This is a genomic window from Pseudooctadecabacter sp. (genome assembly GCF_020627745.1).
GTDB lineage: Bacteria > Pseudomonadota > Alphaproteobacteria > Rhodobacterales > Rhodobacteraceae > Octadecabacter.
In genome coordinates, this window is record NZ_JAHDGE010000005.1 from 91,938 (window position 1) to 108,729 (window position 16,792).

Genomic DNA, 16,792 nt, shown 5'->3' on the forward strand with positions numbered 1-16,792 from the left:
CCGTCTGAGGCAAGCGGGCCTCTGCGAAAGTCTAGCTGTCGAAGACGACATCCGTGCGCCAGCCTGCGTCAGTGTTAACATCAACATCCGCCCCGATCTGTTGCGCGACGATTTTGACAAGTTGCAGGCCAAGCCCGTTTGTAGACAGCGTGTTTGCTTCATCCTGACCGGTCGCATGCAACGGGGTTTCACCCGCGTGCGTGCTGTTGCTGACCGACAGGCACACCTTCCCCTGACCTGAACGGCTGAGCCGGACCTCAATTTTCGATCCTCCGCCGGTGTTGTCTGCCTGTCCGTGACGCATGGCGTTGGACATCAATTCGTTTACAATCACGGACAATGGCACGGCCACATCGGCATGGACGAATACCTTTTCTGCAATCACATCAACGCGCACCACGTGATTGGATCGGCAAAAGCTGTCACACAGCTGGCGACAAAAGCTGCGCAAATGGGCGGATATGTCCACAAGCTGGGACTCCGGCCCTTGATAAAACGAAGCGTGAACCGCAGAAATTGCATGCACGCGACCGGCCGCCGACAGCAAGCAGTCTTTCAAAGCCTCATCGGCCGAGCGCGCCTGCAAAGACAATATTGAAGACACCAGCTGCAGGGAATTCTTGACCCTGTGGTTGACCTCCCCCAACAGAATGTTCTTCTGCTCGATCAGCCGGTCCAGATGCAGTTCTTTTGCGCGGATATCAGTCACATCAAGGGTGCTGCCACGAAAGACCGGCACTCCGACGTCATCTGTTGTCAGTTCCTCACGGACCATGACCACCCGTTCCTCGCCATCGGGGCGGATAATTCTATGTTCGACCTCTCTCAGCGCGCCGACGCCTTCGGCCATCATGTCCTGTCCGGTACGGGCCAAAAGCTCCTGATCCTCGAGGGGCACAAGGGCCACGTAGAAATCATCGGGAATGGGCTTTGCCGCCTCGTCTTCGGTGATGTCGGGCAACCCGCAGATCGCGTCCAATTCCTTGGTGCGGATAATCGTCCGTTCAACGGGATTGTGTTGCCAGAACGCGATGCCTGCGACAGACCCCGCGATGCGCTGGAAAAATGCCTGCTGTTGCGCGACAGGGGACGGATTGGACATAGGTGGCGAGCCTTCATCAAAAACAGCGTTTAACATATGTTAAATCATCTGTTCGGCAAAGAGGTTCCGTAAATTTGTGCCGGATCAAAAATATTCTCCGGCATGATCTGGAAGCATTAAAGATTGCTGCCTTAAACGCTCGATTTTTCCAAACCGGTCGATTGAAGATCAAATGTAGCCGAATGGCACGACGTTGTATCACGGTGACGGGTCTGTTATCAGATGAGCCACAGTTTTTGGAGGACGAGGGTGGACGATTTTCCGACAATGGACGTGGACACCTCTGTCCTTGATACATGCGACCTTGAGCCGATACAGACGCCAGGCAGTATTCAACCTTTCGGGGTGATGCTGGCGGGGCCGACCGACCTGTCGAAAATCGAATATTGCAGCGCCAATTTGCAAGAGCTGCTGGACGTCGCGCCCAATGCCGTTCTGGGTACGCCATTTACCGATCTTCTGGGCAGCACATTGACGCACGATCTGCGGAATATGGCCAGCATATCTACGGCGCGGTCGCAACGCGAACGTGTAGGGCAGTACAAGATCGCGGATCGTCCGTTCGAAGTTTACATGCATGTCAATCCGGACAATCAGGCCGTGGTTGAACTGGAATCGTTCGACGCCGATCCGCAAGCAAAGAATAAATCCCCCATCGACGAGATGCGCAAATTTCTTGCTGCGGCCAGCGCGCGTCCCAAACTTGTCGACATGCTGAAAGCCTGTGTCGCGGGCCTCAGTTCGCTGACCGGATACGACCGGGTAATGGCCTATCAGTACATGCCCAACGGCGATGGTGAAGTCGTCGCCGAGGTGCGAAACGGCGATGTGGACAGCTATTTCGGGCTGCGGTTTCCGGCATGGGATGTGCCGGAACAGGCGCGCGCCCTGCAAGTGAAAAATCCGCTGCGCATGTTGGTGGATGTCCATCAGGTTCCTGTCCCGATCCTTGCATATGACCAACAGCTTCCGCCATTGAATATGGCCCTGTCGCACCTGCGTGGCATCTCTCCTATCCATGTGGAATATCTGGCCAATATGGGTGTTGGCGCGACCTTGACCCTTGGGTTGGTGGTGGATGGCAAGCTGTGGGGCATGTTTTCATGCCATCACAAGACACCCCGCGCGATTACATCGGACGTGCGGATCGCTGTGGAACTGTTCGGGCAGATGATCTCCCTTCTGATCAAGCAGCGGATCGACATTGCCGATACCCTGCAGCGCAACAAGGCCGCAGAGGCACGGGTGCGTATTCTGGCCGAAACCGAGGCAACGACAGATTTCCTCCATTCGTTCCAGACCCTCGCTCCGATCCTGTCCGAAGTGATCCCCTGCGACGGCGTCGCGGTCACTTATGAGGGTAAGACGCTGACCTATGGTAGCGTCCCCGGCCCTGATGCTATTTTGGCCATCGGAAACTACGACATGGACCGCGAAGACCTCCTGCTGCCGATTGACAATCTGGCGGCCCATCATCTGATTGACGACCACGCGCTTCATCACACGGCGGGCGCGCTGTTGATCCGCGCTACGGCGGCGCATCCGATGCAGGTCATGCTGTTTCGTGACGAAAAACTGCGCAGCCTGAACTGGGCCGGTCGTCCGGAAAAGACGCTGGAACCCGGGCCCCTTGGCCCGCGTATCACCCCGCGCGGATCGTTCGATGCCTATGTGGAAAGCCAGAAAGGGTTTTCTCAATCGTGGAATCCCGCCGATCTGGCCGCCGCCCGTGAGGTGCAAATTCTTCTCACACAAGTGTCAGCCAAAAGCGAACGGGTGCAGCTGATGCGCCATCAGGATCTGGTGACCCACCAGCGGCAACAGGATCTAATGATCGCAGAGCTGAACCACCGCGTTAAGAATATTCTTGCGTTGATCCGGTCGCTGTCACGGCAGGCCAAATCTTCGGCGGCATCTCTCGAAAGTTATGCACTGGCGTTGGAACAACGCATTTCCGCCTTGGCTGCAGCGCACGATCTGGCGGTGTCCAATACGATGAAGGGCGTCTCGCTCAAGGGTATTCTGGATACGGAACTGGGGCCCTATCTGGGTCAGGACACTGCGCAAATCCTGATGGCCGGTCCGGTGGTTGGTCTGCGTGCCGACGTCGCCCCTATTATCGCACTGGTCCTTCATGAAATCGTGTCCAACGCGGTCAAATACGGGGCCTTGTCGAACGAAGACGGCATTGTGCGCATCAAATGGTCCATCAAGGAGGATGCGCTGACCTTTTCGTGGACAGAGATCGGCGGCCCGACGGTGCAGCCCCCCAGCCGCCACGGCTTTGGCCGGTCGTTAATCGAGAAGGCAATCCCGTATGAATTTGACGGTGACGCGGAAATTGATTTTGCGCCGGGCGGGGTGAAATTTTCGTTCATGCTGCCAGCCGCAAATCTGGTTGATCTGGATGGCGACGTTCCGGTCAAATTGGTTGGCAGCGTGGGGGTGATCGAAAAGGCCGCCAACGGTAAAACCGCGCTATTGGTCGAAGACAATGTGGTTCTGGCCATGGATATGGTCGAAAGCCTGACCCGTCTTGGCACCACCGGCGTGGAGTCAGCCTCGACCATCGAAGCCGGATTGAAAATGGCGGAGAACGGCACATTCGATTTTGCCGTATTGGATATGAACCTGCGCGGCACCGTATCCTTCGCCATCGCAACAAAGCTGGTCGAACGCGGTATTCCGTTTCTATTCGTCACAGGCTACGGGTCCAAAATCGAACTGCCGGAAGAGTTGCGCGACGTGATCATTCTGACCAAACCGGTGGATGAAGGAACGCTGTCGCGCAGCATCGAAAAATTACTGAAATAGCACGCAGGCGCGGTCGCGCCGTATTGCATCATGCGCACTGGGCTTACGAAACTCCCTTAAGGAAGGTGGAACATAACCGCCGTTCCATCCGTTGAGACGCAACAGAAAATCAACGGAGACCCAAAATGGAATATGGAATAGTCGGCCTTATCGTTCTGATCGCTGATGTCTACGCCATCATGCAGATCATCAGCAGCTCTGCCACGACAGGTGCAAAAATCCTGTGGACACTGCTCGTTCTTGTTCTGCCGGTCCTCGGCTTCATCATCTGGTATTTCGCAGGCCCCCGCAGCAGCGGCACTGCCAGCGTATAACCCCACATCTGAAGGAGAGACATCATGACACTGAACACACTGGAAGACGTGTACAAAGACCAGTTGCAAGACATCTGGAGCGCGAACAAACAATCGCTCGATGTGGTCACGAAACTGGGCGAGGCCGCCAAAGACAAAACCCTGTCCGAGGCGCTGATTGCAGGTGCCAACGGTATTTCCGACGGCATGGCCAAGCTTGAAGAATTGTGCAACGCCCATGACATCAAGCCCAATGGCGAACATTGTAAAGGCATGGAAGGCCTCGTGACCGAGGCCAAGAAACACGCGCTTGACGAAGATTTTGGCAGTGACGATGTGCGCGACGCCATGATCATCACGCAATACCAGCGCATGGTGCATTACGCACTTGCCGGCTACGGCTGCCTTGTCGCTTTCGCCAACCGTCTCGATCTGGATGGTGATGCAGCTGTGCTCAACGAATGTCTGGATCAGACATATGACGGTGACCGTCGCATGACCGATATTGCGACCGGCGGCGTGAACGCCAAAGCGGCCTGAACGGCCTAACCTTCACAATGTCTATGACAGGCGGGGCTGGAAACGGCCCCGCCTTTTGCGTGCGACGCGTCCGGCGGCATCAACCACATACCTCGGACTGGATGGATGCGGCCAGACGCAGGTCGCGTTCCAGCATGTCGCGCGCCTGCTCTTGAGCCGCCTGTCCCATCGCGCGCAATACATAAGACGGGTGTACCGTGATCAGAACCGGAATACCGTCGCCGGTTGCCTCCAACTTGCCAGACCTTCGCAACAGGTCCTTGCCCGATCCGGTCAGAGCCTCGGCCGCGACGGCCCCCATTGCGACGATCAACGCCGGTTTGGTGCGGGCGATCTCGCCGTCCAGCCACCAGCGACAGGCGCTGATTTCAGACCGATCCGGCCGGTCATGGATGCGCCGTTTGCGCTGGACGACATATTTGAAATGCTTGACCGCGTTGGTCACATAACAGGTACTGCGGTCCAGTCCCGCGGTCGCAGCTGCAGCATCAAACACGCGGCCTGCCGGTCCCACGAAAGGCCGCCCTTCAAGGTCCTCACAATCTCCGGGCTGTTCGCCGACGATCATCACCCGCGCATCCAGTGGCCCCTCACCCGGTACAGCCTGCGTCGCTGCGCCGTGCAGCGGGCACCGCGTGCACTGGTGCAACTCCGCCTCCAGCGTCTCCCCCTTCGCCCCCCAGTCGGACGCGAACCCCTGCTGCTGACGTTGCGCCGCCTCGACCCGCAAAGGCGGAAGAGTTGGCGCGGCGCGGGCCATTTCAGCCGCGCGTTTTCCTGCACCTGCAATCAGATCGGGGATCAGTGCCGCCTCGGGCAGGTTCTTCCAGTATTTCTTCGGCATCTCGGATGTCATCGCCGATACCTTCAACCGCGCCGGATTGAAGATGTTGCTGTAATAGGTCGTCCAGAGGTCCTCATGGGCATCTTCGGGCAGATCGGGACGCGGCGCATCCAGTTGGAACGATACCGCGCCGTCGATGCAATGGGCCGTCACATCCGGGGTGACGATAGACCAGTCCATATCCGCGAAGCGCCGCTGGAAAAATCGTGATGTTGGTTCGACCGTGTGATGGGTCGGTTCGAACCACGCCATAAAGGCGCGGCGACCGGTCCTGTGGGGGGGCACCTCACGGAACCGCACAAACGCTTTCATCTTGTGCTGGCAGCGGTGCACGGCTTTTTCCATTCGGCGCAATCGCGCCAGTCCCAGATCAGCGCGATCCTGCATCAGGCGCGGTGCATCCCGCAGCCGCCAGAGAAACGCATAAAGATGGGCAAACCGTTGAGGGTCATCATGCCAGACCACGGTTTCCGCCAACCCAAGAAAACTGCGCGGAACTGTCACCGGTGCGGTCCGCACCGGCACCCCTGCCCCGCCAAAGAGCGGCGCCTGATCGGCCCCCTCAATGGTCCACTCCACCTGCCCCGGTGGCACCCCTTCGGACAAAAGCGCACGTGCCGCATCGCGCCAGGCCTGAGCAGTCCCAATGCGCGGCATCTCAGCCGCGCGCCTCATAGCAGCGACAGTTGTTCCGGTGGAGGCGCAAACCGCGCGCGCAAATTCGCGCTGTCGGTCAGCCCGCCCGGCGTCCAGCCGACTGCCGTGATGAACGCCCGCGCCTTTTTCAATGACGCCCCCATCCGCGTCAGATCCTCGTACCGCAGCGTTCGGGTGCGGCGCGTGCCGATGATCCGCTGCACGGTCTTCACCCCGAACCCCGGCACACGCAACAGCATTTCGCGGCTGGCGGTATTCACATCCAGCGGGAACAGCCCGCGATGTTCCAGCGCCCACGCCAGTTTGGGATCAATCTCAAGATCAAGGTTCCCGTCTGCGGTAACACCTGTGATTTCGCCCAGTTCAAACCCGTAGAACCGCAGCAACCAGTCCGCCTGATACAACCGGTGTTCGCGTTGCAACGGGGGACGGATGAGCGGCAGTTTCGCTGACGCATCCGGAATGGGTGAAAAGGCCGAATAGTAGACCCGCTTCAGTTTGTAGCTGGAATAAAGCCGCGTTGACTGCCCCAGAACCGTTGCATCATTCGACCCGTCCGCGCCGATGATCATCTGCGTCGACTGACCCGCAGGGGCAAATTTCGGTGGACGTTTTCCCGTGTGCGTCTTGTCCTTGCCTGCCTGCTTGCGCGCACGGATACGGCCCATGACCTCCCTGATCTGACCGGGTTTCTTTTCGGGCGCATAGGCTGCGACCGCGTGGTCTGTGGGCAGCTCCACATTGATGGACAGCCGGTCGGACAACCGCCCCGCCTCCTCAATCAGTTCGGGTGCGGCATCGGGAATTGTCTTAAGATGGATATACCCTTTGAACCCCTCCTCATGGCGCAATTTGCGCACGATGCGGACCATGTCCAACATCGTGTCATCGGGGCTGCGAATGATGCCGGAGGACAAAAATAACCCTTCGATATAGTTGCGCCGGTAAAATTCGATGGTCAGCGACACGACTTCATCCACCGAAAAGCGTGCGCGATCCACGTTGGACGACACGCGGTTCACACAATAGCTGCAGTCGTAGATGCAAAAATTCGTCATCAGGATTTTCAAAAGGCTGATACAACGCCCGTCCGGTGCATAGGCATGACAAATGCCCGATCCTTCGGTTGAGCCAAGCCCCTTACCATCCAGCGAATTGCGCTTCGATGTGCCTGACGACGCACAAGACGCATCATACTTCGCCGCATCGCTGAGGATGGCGAGCTTTTCCTGAACTGTACGTGTAACCATATGTTCACTATATGTTCCACACCCTTCGGGCGCAATCGACATTCCGGACCGCAACCCTTGATATTTGTTGTTCCGGCAGGTGGGAACCTGATGCCCCCCGTGGGGTTGAGCGGCGTATCCTCCAGCACGGGGCGGCTTCATGCAAACGACATCCTTCGACAGCATCGTGATCGGCGGCGGCTCCGGCGGGTTGGCGTTTGCACAAAAAGCGGCTGAGCTTGGCGCCAATGTCTTGTTGATCGAACACGAGGATCTGGGCGGCACCTGCGTCAACCGTGGCTGCGTCCCCAAAAAGATTTTGTGGTCTGCGGGGCAGCTTCATCGCGCAATGGTCGCGGCGGAGACAGTCGGGGTTTTTGGCGCCCCCGCCTTTGACATGGCCGTTCTGGCGCAAAGACGCGATGACCATATCGCAGGCCTGCGCACCGGATTCGAGAATAGCCTCGACGATGCAGGTGTGACCCTTGTGCGGGGGACAGCCCAGATCAGCGGCAGATCGGTCACGGTCGACGGATCGACATATACTGCGACCAATATTGTCATCGCCACGGGCGCGCGCCCGGCCATCATGGATATCGAAGGCGCGTCCCTTTTATCTGATAGTCGCGATGTCTTGTCATGGACCACCCTGCCTGCGTCCATCGCGATTTCGGGCGGGGGCTATATCGGCTGTGAATTTGCCGCGATTTTTCGCGCTTTGGGGGTCCATGTCACGTTGATCCACGACGAAAAGACGATACTGGAGACGTTCCCCGCAGCTTTGGCCGATCACGTTCAAACCGGTCTTCAGAACGCAGGCATCCACCTGTGCCTTGATGACAGCCTGTCCGCCGTTCACAAGGCTGAGGGGGGCCTGGACTATACAACGGCGGGTGGTCAGACAGGCACGGCCGAAGCGATCGTCGCGGCCGTCGGTCGGACCCCGAACGTCGATAACCTTGGCGAAATTTCCGAAGCGCTCGTTCTTGCGTCCAGCGGCGCGATTGCGGTGAATGACATGCTCGCGACCAATGTGCCGGGCGTCTACGCCTTGGGCGACGCCGCTGACCGGATGCCGTTGACACCCGTTGCGACGGCGGACGGGACCGCTTTGGCGCATATGCTGCACGGCGACGGGGCCACGCTGACTGATCTTGATCACATGGCAACGACAACCTTTGTCTACCCGCCTGCGGCCTTTGTGGGGCAGGTGGATGAGGAAGCCGCGCGGTCCGGCACATTCCGGCCCCTGTCCGATGATATTCTGACGCGCGCCGACGGTCGCGATCCGCAGATGTTCCGTATTGGTCTGGACAAGGACGGCACACTGACCGGCGCGCAGATTGTGGCTGCCCATGCCGAAGACCTCATCGCGCTTCTGGCGGCCTTGCGCCGCGCTGGTGGCACCGCGACCGATCTGGACAGGATCATTCCCGTCCATCCTTCCTTTGCCGAAGAATTCACCGGCAGCTGACGAAAACCCGACCTGAAAGGACACCCTATGGACCTCAAGATCAGCGGCAAATCCGCTCTTATCACCGGCGGCTCCGGCGGCTTTGGCATTGAAACCGCCAAGGTCCTGCTGGAAGAAGGCGTCAAGATCACCCTGACGGACGTGGATGAGGACGATCTGGCCAAGGCGGCCAAAGATCTCGGCGTTGCATCGCACGTGGGGGATTTGTCCACCAAGGACGGCGTCGACAAACTGATTGACGCCGTTGGGACGGATTTTGATATCTGGGTCCATGCCGCCGGTGTCACGGGGGCTAAGGGGGATCCCTTGGAAATGTCGGAAGACGACTGGGATCATGCCCTCAACATCGACTTTCTATCCGGTGTGCGCATGGCGCGGCATCTGTGTCCCGCGATGATAGACCGTGGATGGGGGCGTGTGGTTTTTGTAGCATCCGAGAACGTGGCCCAGCCCTACCCGGATGAAACTGTCTACAATGCTGCCAAATCCGCCCTTCTGAGTTTTGCAAAGTCTGTCGCCATGCAGCATTCCGACAAGGGCTTGTTGGTCAATGCCATCGCCCCCGCCTTTATCGAAAGCCCGATGACCGATGGCATGATGGAAAAACGCGCCGAGGAAATGGGCTGTTCTTTCGATGAAGCGATCGAAAGCTTCCTGAAGGAGGAACGGCCCTATCTTGTCCTCGGCCGTCGCGGCAAGGTCGAGGAGGTCGCACCGGTGATCGCCATGTTGTGCTCCGAACGCGCATCCTTTGTCACCGGCGCCAACTGGCGCGTGGACGGGGGCGCTGTCGGGTCGATCAACATCTGATGCGCACCCGTGCCGACGTCGAGGCCCATATCAGGGCCACCCCGATCAAGGGATCGCCTGCGGAACGGCGTGCGGCCTTCAGGGCTTTGGCAGGCTACGGTCCGCACGGCGACGCATTGGTACTGGGCGGTGTCCCTGCGCGCGCCTTCGGCGCAGGGCCGCCGGTTTTGTGGTTGCACGGGGGTGGGTATATGTTCGGGGACAGTACCAGTCATGCAGCCTGTGCAGCCGATCTGGCCCATATGTCCGGCCACCGCGTAATCGTGCCGGACTACCGCTGCGCACCCGAACATGTCTGGCCCGCCCCCCGTGATGACGCCCTTGCCGTGCTGGAAGAGGTCGGGATGGACACCCCGTTGGTGGGCGACAGTGCAGGCGGCCATCTGGCACTTGTTCTGGCGACCCAGACACGGGCAACACCGCGTTCGGTGGCGCTCATTTCGCCAAACACGGACCGCACCGGGCTCAGCACAACACGAGGTCCCAACAGCGCCACAGACCTTATGAACGACGACAAGACCGACCGGATTCTGGCGAAAATCGCCTTTGGCACCCGGCCCCTCAAGGATCCGCAGGTGTCGCCTCTGTTCGGCGATCTGTCCCGTCTGCCCCCGACCTATCTGACCGCGTCGGATGCCGAGGTGCTTGCCGGTGACAGCACATTGTTGCACGACGCGGCCCGCGCACAAGGGGCCGATATCACCCTCGCATGGGTGACTGGCCTGTTTCATATGTGGACATTGTGGCCCGCTGCCCTGCCGGAGGCCCGCCACACCCTGTCCCGGATCGCTGAGCACATCAAAAAACACCGCCCCAAATAGGGGCGGTGCGCTTTACGTGAAACTGGCGGTCGGATCAGACCGCGGGCTTGCCCATAGCGGCATGCAGGCGCGAAACCTCCGCCTGATCCAGCCCAAGATGTTCGGCCAGTTTGCTCAAAAATGTTTTCTCTGCGGGTTTGTCAGGCTCACCTACCAGCAGAGCTGCGGAATAGACTTCCTTCCGCGCATGTGCGGGTGTGTCCGCAGCCACCTGACGGGCATCGACAGGTTCGCGCATCGACTGGCGCAGCACCTCACGCTCCTCGTCGGTCGCATCCTCAAGAATTTCCAGCAGGGCGTCGTACTCGTCGTCCTCGATACCGCCATCTGCACGCGCCATATGGACCATGGCCCGCAAAACGGATTTCGCATCTTCGTCGTTGCGCACGTTCTCGTCGGCAAGATGGTCTTCCATCGCATGACGATCCTGCGACGGTTGCAACTGGCCATTGATCGCGCCGGCAAGCGCCCCGAACAGACCGCCCAACGACTGGTTGCGCGGGGCCATCTGACCGGTCGTGCCGGCCTCGGTGGCATTTGTCGCACCACTGTATCCAAGAGAATCCAGAAGGTTGCCCAAACCGCCTGTGTCCGACGTCATGGTGCCACCAACGCGCCCGTGACCGTTGGTTGTGCCCACGCCACGCAAGGCCGCGCCCGCCCCGGCGGAGGATTTGCCGGACAGCATCTGTTTGACGCCGTCAAGTCCCCCAACAGAATGGAAAGCCTCCATTCCCTTTTTAGCAGCAAAGGCCAGGGCGAGCTTTGTAATCATTCGTTTCAACGGCATGTCAGGTCTCCTTCAGGGTTGTGTCTATCTGGCTGACAAACGCGGACGCTGTGACGGATGTTCCACCGTCCGAAGCCAAACTGTGCCCCGCTTCGGTGCGCGCGGAACTTCGCCACCCCTAGATGGGTTTCGCAGTCAGTCATTATGAAAGGACACCCCATGACATCCTTTAGCCACGGACCCATCAGCCAGCTGCAAACCACTTCACCGCGCCTTTATGCCTTTGTCGTCTCGGGCCACATTGACGATGATGCGTCCGAAGCGCTGGCAAAATACATGAACGGTGTCTTCGACGAACACAGCGAGAAAGTTGACATGCTGCTTGATCTGTCCGGCTTTTCGGGCAGCGACTGGGATAGTATTCTTGACGTTGACGTGATCGCGTCGCGCCTGCGCGCGCTGACCAATGTGGACAAATACGCGGTCGTCGGCGCGCCGGATAGCGCCGCCCGTATGATCGCACTGATGGACAAAATTATCCCCGTGAAGGCCCGCGCCTTCGACAAGACTGAAATGGAGGCCGCATGGGCTTGGCTGGGGGAAAAGCGCCCTTCGACCTAGATCAGCACCGCCGCAACGGCGTCGGCCGGACAGTGCGCACCTTAAGCGGTCATGCGCACATCGGGCACCATCTGCGACCGACGCAGGTTTTCCAGATAGGTGCGGGTCCACCAATGGATGTCCTGCGATTCGATCCCTGCAAGGAGAGTTGCGTGGCGGGCCCGACGCTCTTCCAGTGGCAGGGTCAGCGCCGTACGAATTGCGCCACCGATCTGGCTGGGATCATAAGGATTGACCAGCAGGGCTGCATCCATCTGCTCGGCGGCACCGGCCAGCTTGGACAGCACCAGAACGCCGGGATCCTCGGGATCCTGTGCGGCCACAAACTCCTTCGCGACTAGGTTCATCCCGTCAATCAGCGGTGTCACCAGACCGACGGACGCCAGTCGCATCGTGCGGGCTACGCTGGCGCGCACCATGGGTTGCGAAATATACCGGATCGGCATCCAGTCCGGCGTGCCATGGGCGCCGTTTATGGCACCTGCTTTTTGTTCCAGCGTGGCACGAATGTCCTGATAGGCTGCAACTTCGCCACGGCTGATCGGGGCGACCTGCAAAAAGGTGGCGGATGGCGTATCCGCATCGCGGTGTTCAAGATAATGTTCAAACCCATCGAACCGCTGCGGCAGCCCTTTTGAATAGTCGAGGCGGTCAACCCCGAAAACCAGCTTTTCATCCTGCCCCAAGTGCACGGGGGCGTCGGTCGACATGTCGATATCATCGCGAAAACTGTTTACATCAATACCGATCGGAAAGGCCCGCAAATTGACCACGCGGTCCCCGACCCGCAGTTGTCCGGTGCGCAAAATCTCGGTTTCGGGGTGGTCGCGCACCGCCTGTAGCAACTGGGCCACGTCCCGTTCCGATTGCAGCCCTACCAGGTCATATGCACCAATCCAGTCGATCAGGTCGGACGCGTGCGACAACGCCAAAAGATCATGCCCCGCCGGAAACGGAATATGCAGGAAAAACCCGATGCGGTTGGTGATGCCGCGCTTGCGCAATTCGCGGGCCAGCGGGAAGAAATGATAGTCATGAATCCAGATCAGATCATCCTGTTGTAGAACATCTTTCATCTGATCAGCCAAACGCGCATTCACGTCGAGATAGCCGTTGAAATGATCTTCGCGCAAATCCATGAGATCGGTCCGGCCATGGCACAAGGGCCAAAGGACGGAGTTCGAATAGCCCAGATAGAACCTGTCGTGGTCGATCTGGCTCAGGTCGAACAAATAGCGGTCATACCCCTGCGCCGGTGCGTGGTGTAGTTTATCGGCGGGCGATGCGACCGTTTCCGCCGCACTGCCGATCCACACGCCGCCATTGGCCGTCAGACAATCATGCAGCGCAAAGACAAGCCCACCTGCCGGAGGACGATCACCGGCAACACGGTTCGATACGACGACCAGACGTTCACTCATGAGACTATTCCAAAATATGTGCTGAGGGTCCGGCGCAGCGCCGACGGGCTGTCGATACGCCAGCGTGCGACCGTCGGTCCCTCGCCAACCTTGATGCCGAAACCGCCCATCTGCGCGGCTGCTGTCATCCCGGCCTCGTCGGTTACGTCATCACCGATCATCACCGGCACCGCATCCTCCCAGCCAAAACGGGCCATGGCGTCGCGCACGGCAGCCCCTTTATCAACACCGGTTGGCTTTACCTCAAAGGCCATCTTGGCGTCCTGAAGGCTGATACCTGCCTCGTCCTCGGTCAGTTGATGCAACATATCATGGACAGGCGCCTCCAATTCGGGCGCTTGACGGTAATGCAGCGCGAACCCAAGCGGCTTGTCCTCGAACAGCACATCCGGGTGATCCTTTGCAAACGCCTGACCGGACCGGCGCATCTGCGTCATCTCATCAGGCACTTCGACGCGGGGCACCACGGCATTCCCTGTCCAGACTTCCGCGCCATGACTGCCGTAAATCGGCACATCGCAAGACGGCATATGACGTCTCAGGTCGTCCACGGACCGGCCGGACACCAGCACCAATCGCCCATCCAACGCCTTGGACAAAGCCGCGACAAAGCCTTCAACTCCGGTGACGTCGATGGCATCGGGCTGAGGGGCGAGATCAACCAGCGTGCCGTCAAAATCCAGAAAAACGGCCAGTGGCCCAACGCTGTCTGAACCCGCGTTTCCAGCAGGCTCAGGCTGCAACTTCGTTACACCGGTCAGGTCATGAAACATCGCCATCGGCCTTCCGCGCCACAGATCATTCACGCAATCAACGCCCCGTCTGACGCATCGGTTGCACCCGGTCGGGCCAAAATTCACACGGCCATCGTCGGAACCAAGCCCGCTGCCATCGTGTTGATGCAGCAACCGTGCGGCGACACGCCGCCCCATTCACGACAGGAGACCACGATGAACGAACACGTCAAAATCCCCGCCCAGTCACAAGACAGTATGCCCGCCCACGAACACGAGATGGACCCCGCCCCCGATTACACGCCGCGCCACCCCGGCAGCGGCAAACTGAAAGACAAAGTCGCCTTCATCTCTGGCGGTGACAGCGGCATCGGCCGCGCCGTCGCCGTTCTTTTCGCGCGCGAAGGCGCCAAAGTCGCGATTGCCTACCTTAGCGAAGAGGGCGACGCGGAAAAGACCCGCAAACTGGTCGAGGAAGAGGGCTCCGAGGCGCTTCTGATCAAAGGCGACCTTGGCGTCAAAGACAACGCCACAGCGGCCATTGAGCAGACTGTCGAACACTTTGGCAAACTCGACATCGTCATCAACAATGCGGCCCAACAGTGGCTGGACGAAGACCTGACAGAATTGCACGAAGAGAAGCTGCGGCAGATGTTTGACAGCAATGTCATGTCGTATTTCTTCTGCACACAGGCCGCCCTGCCCCACCTGTCCGAAGGTGCGGCGATCATCAATACCTCTTCCGTCAACGCTTTTGCGGGCATGGGGTCGCTGATCACCTATTCCACGACGCGCGGGGCGTCGCTGGCTTTCACCCGCTCGCTCGCCGCCAATCTGGCCGACAAAGGCATCCGCGTGAATTCCGTAGCCCCCGGCCCGATCTGGACGCCGTTCATTCCCGGCACGATGCCCGCCGAGCAGGTTGAGGATTTCGGGTCCGGCACACCCATGGGCCGCGCGGGCCAGCCATGGGAAGTCGCGACCGCCTTCCTGTTCCTCGCCAGCTCCGACGGCAATTACTACACCGGTCAGTGTCTGCATCCCAATGGCGGCATGATCGTTGGGGCATAATCCCCTGCCCGGGGCATGGCCCCCTGCCCCGCTGATATATGAGCTGTACCCGCGTTCCTTTCAGGACAGCGACGGGGACGGCATCGGTGATCTGCCCGGCATTTTGCGCCGGGCAGATTATTTGCGTGATTTGGGGGTCGATGCGGTCTGGGTCTGCCCCTTCATGCCCTCCCCTTGGGTCGATGGCGGCTATGACGTGACGGACTATTGCGCCATTCACCCCACGCTGGGCACGATGGACGATTGGGGCAAGCTGGTAGCAGCCCTGCATGATCGCGGCCTTCGGGTGATGATTGATCTGGTGTTGAACCACACCTCGGACCAGCACCCGTGGTTCGAAAAGTCAGCCAATCGCGAAGACGGTTATGTTGACCACTACGTCTGGCGCGATGCCAAAGACACCGGCGCACCGCCCACCAACTGGATCGGGCGGTTTGGCAATCTGGCCTGGACGTGGGACCACCGCCGTCAGCAATACTACCTTCACAATTACATGTCCGCCCAGCCCGCCCTGAACCTGCGGTGCCCTCGCGTGCAGGACGACGTGCAGCGCATCTTCGCCTTCTGGCGCGATCACGGGGTGGATGGTTTCCGGCTTGATGCCGTCACAACCTATTTGTGCGACGAAGATTTCCGCGACAATCCCCCCGCGTCCCCCGACGTGCGCGCTAAAATGGATGGGGAGCCATTCCTTCCCTACGTTTGGCAGGACCACATTCACGACTTTCTGCCCGGCGACGGGGCCGCCTATTGCGATCACCTGCGCGCCTGGGCCGGGGACGACGCCTATCTGCTGGGTGAGGTCGGAACCGGCAACCAATCCATCGAAGTTTGCAACGATTTCACCGCCACCGGACGTCTGAACGCGGGCTATGTGGTCGATCTGGCACAGTTCGGTTTTAGCGCAGATGTCGCCGCCGACATGATGACCCGCCGTACCACCCCAACAGGGCTCGCGTGGTGGACAGGCAGCCACGACCGCGCGCGCCAGCCCAAAGGCCCCGATGATCCCGAAGCGCGGTTGCAACTGATGTTTCTTGCCCTCATGCCCGGCCCGGCGCTGGTTTATCAGGGACAGGAACTGGGCCTGCCCCAGCCAAAGCTGACCCGGGACGATACCACTGATCCCTATGACCTCGCCTTCTGGCCTGATGGCCCCGGTCGCGAAGGGGCGCGTGTACCTTTGCCGTGGACGCAGGCCGACGGCTGGGGCTTTACGACCGGTGCGCCATGGCTGCCCATGCGTTGGTCAAAAGGACACGACGTGCAGGCCCAAACGGAAGACGACACCAGTGTTCTGTCCTTCGCGCGGCAGGTCTTTGCCCTGAGACGTGATCTGGATCTTGGATCCCTGCCCGCTGTAAATTGGTCTCGTGAGGGGCAAATCCTTACCCTCACTGCCGACCGCTTCATGACCGTTTTCAATTTCGGGGATACGGATGCGGACAGCGGGCGGGATGATGCGCCCAGCGTGACATCGGCTCCGCCCGCGACAGAAACGTGGGACGGCACCTTACCCCCCCGGACTGCCGCGCTGTGGCGTCTATAATGGGATGGTCCGCGCGGCCAACGGTGCGCACAAGGCCGGTACACCCACGAAAGGGCTGAGGTTATGTCGCAGTCCAAACCAG

15 protein-coding genes are annotated in these 16,792 nt (G+C 59.6%); 9 read left to right on the plus strand and 6 right to left on the minus strand.

From position 1 onward, the window contains the following. Positions 1 to 31: 31 nt before the first annotated feature. Positions 32 to 1,102: a sensor histidine kinase gene (locus QZ653_RS03900; RefSeq protein ID WP_296417766.1), complete on the minus strand. Its 1,071-nt coding sequence runs from the start codon at positions 1,100 to 1,102 to the stop codon at positions 32 to 34. 249 nt (positions 1,103 to 1,351) lie between these two features. On the opposite strand from QZ653_RS03900, the gene QZ653_RS03905 reads away from it, so the two are divergent. The 3 genes from QZ653_RS03905 (at position 1,352) to QZ653_RS03915 (ending at position 4,749) form a co-directional block, all read left to right on the plus strand. Further along, positions 1,352 to 3,916 (plus strand): HWE histidine kinase domain-containing protein, encoded by a 2,565-nt coding sequence (locus tag QZ653_RS03905; protein WP_296417767.1) that lies wholly within the window; start codon positions 1,352 to 1,354, stop codon positions 3,914 to 3,916. Between the two features lie 125 nt (positions 3,917 to 4,041). Further along, positions 4,042 to 4,230, plus strand: a complete 189-nt coding sequence (locus QZ653_RS03910) for a PLDc N-terminal domain-containing protein (protein ID WP_296417769.1) — start codon at positions 4,042 to 4,044, stop codon at positions 4,228 to 4,230. 24 nt (positions 4,231 to 4,254) lie between these two features. Next, on the plus strand, positions 4,255 to 4,749 hold the full coding sequence (locus QZ653_RS03915; protein ID WP_296417771.1) for a ferritin-like domain-containing protein: 495 nt from the start codon (positions 4,255 to 4,257) through the stop codon (positions 4,747 to 4,749). 79 nt (positions 4,750 to 4,828) lie between these two features. Here QZ653_RS03915 and QZ653_RS03920 read toward each other — a convergent pair whose 3' ends face one another. Both QZ653_RS03920 and QZ653_RS03925 read right to left on the minus strand, forming a co-directional pair. Then, positions 4,829 to 6,268, minus strand: a complete 1,440-nt coding sequence (locus tag QZ653_RS03920) for a UdgX family uracil-DNA binding protein (protein WP_296417773.1) — start codon at positions 6,266 to 6,268, stop codon at positions 4,829 to 4,831. Continuing rightward, complete coding sequence (locus tag QZ653_RS03925) at positions 6,265 to 7,500, minus strand: putative DNA modification/repair radical SAM protein (RefSeq protein WP_296417774.1); 1,236 nt, start codon at positions 7,498 to 7,500, stop codon at positions 6,265 to 6,267. The genes QZ653_RS03920 and QZ653_RS03925 overlap by 4 nt, the downstream gene beginning before the upstream one ends. 139 nt (positions 7,501 to 7,639) lie before the next feature. Between QZ653_RS03925 and QZ653_RS03930 the strand changes: the two genes are divergently transcribed. From QZ653_RS03930 to QZ653_RS03940, 3 genes are read left to right on the plus strand one after another with little or no spacing between them, the layout of a single operon-like run. Next, positions 7,640 to 8,953 (plus strand): dihydrolipoyl dehydrogenase family protein, encoded by a 1,314-nt coding sequence (locus tag QZ653_RS03930; RefSeq protein ID WP_296417776.1) that lies wholly within the window; start codon positions 7,640 to 7,642, stop codon positions 8,951 to 8,953. Positions 8,954 to 8,980: 27 nt separating this feature from the next. Beyond that, on the plus strand, positions 8,981 to 9,763 hold the full coding sequence (locus QZ653_RS03935) for an SDR family NAD(P)-dependent oxidoreductase (RefSeq protein ID WP_296417779.1): 783 nt from the start codon (positions 8,981 to 8,983) through the stop codon (positions 9,761 to 9,763). Continuing rightward, positions 9,763 to 10,584: an alpha/beta hydrolase gene (locus tag QZ653_RS03940; RefSeq protein ID WP_296417781.1), complete on the plus strand. Its 822-nt coding sequence runs from the start codon at positions 9,763 to 9,765 to the stop codon at positions 10,582 to 10,584. The genes QZ653_RS03935 and QZ653_RS03940 overlap by 1 nt, the downstream gene beginning before the upstream one ends. A 34-nt stretch (positions 10,585 to 10,618) precedes the next feature. Here the strand turns inward: QZ653_RS03940 and QZ653_RS03945 are convergent, their stop codons facing one another. Continuing rightward, positions 10,619 to 11,374, minus strand: coding sequence for a DUF533 domain-containing protein (locus QZ653_RS03945; RefSeq protein WP_296417784.1), 756 nt, complete (start codon positions 11,372 to 11,374; stop codon positions 10,619 to 10,621). A 159-nt stretch (positions 11,375 to 11,533) separates the two neighbouring features. On the opposite strand from QZ653_RS03945, the gene QZ653_RS03950 reads away from it, so the two are divergent. Then, complete coding sequence (locus tag QZ653_RS03950; protein WP_296417786.1) at positions 11,534 to 11,935, plus strand: STAS/SEC14 domain-containing protein; 402 nt, start codon at positions 11,534 to 11,536, stop codon at positions 11,933 to 11,935. A gap of 41 nt (positions 11,936 to 11,976) precedes the next feature. Here QZ653_RS03950 and QZ653_RS03955 read toward each other — a convergent pair whose 3' ends face one another. Together QZ653_RS03955 and otsB are read right to left on the minus strand one after the other, a co-directional pair. After that, entirely contained in the window at positions 11,977 to 13,356 is a 1,380-nt protein-coding gene (locus tag QZ653_RS03955) for an alpha,alpha-trehalose-phosphate synthase (UDP-forming) (RefSeq protein ID WP_296417788.1), read from the minus strand. Next, on the minus strand, positions 13,353 to 14,129 hold the full coding sequence (gene otsB / locus QZ653_RS03960; protein ID WP_296417790.1) for a trehalose-phosphatase: 777 nt from the start codon (positions 14,127 to 14,129) through the stop codon (positions 13,353 to 13,355). Before otsB ends, QZ653_RS03955 begins: the two co-directional genes overlap by 4 nt. Between otsB and QZ653_RS03965 the strand changes: the two genes are divergently transcribed. Beyond that, positions 14,121 to 15,161 carry an SDR family oxidoreductase gene (locus QZ653_RS03965; protein ID WP_296417793.1) on the plus strand — a complete coding sequence of 347 codons (1,041 nt, stop codon included), beginning with the start codon at positions 14,121 to 14,123 and terminating at the stop codon, positions 15,159 to 15,161. The two genes, otsB and QZ653_RS03965, sit on opposite strands and share 9 nt — an antisense overlap. Continuing rightward, positions 15,151 to 16,710: an alpha-amylase family glycosyl hydrolase gene (locus QZ653_RS03970; RefSeq protein WP_296417795.1), complete on the plus strand. Its 1,560-nt coding sequence runs from the start codon at positions 15,151 to 15,153 to the stop codon at positions 16,708 to 16,710. The genes QZ653_RS03965 and QZ653_RS03970 overlap by 11 nt, the downstream gene beginning before the upstream one ends. Positions 16,711 to 16,792: the final 82 nt, after the last annotated feature.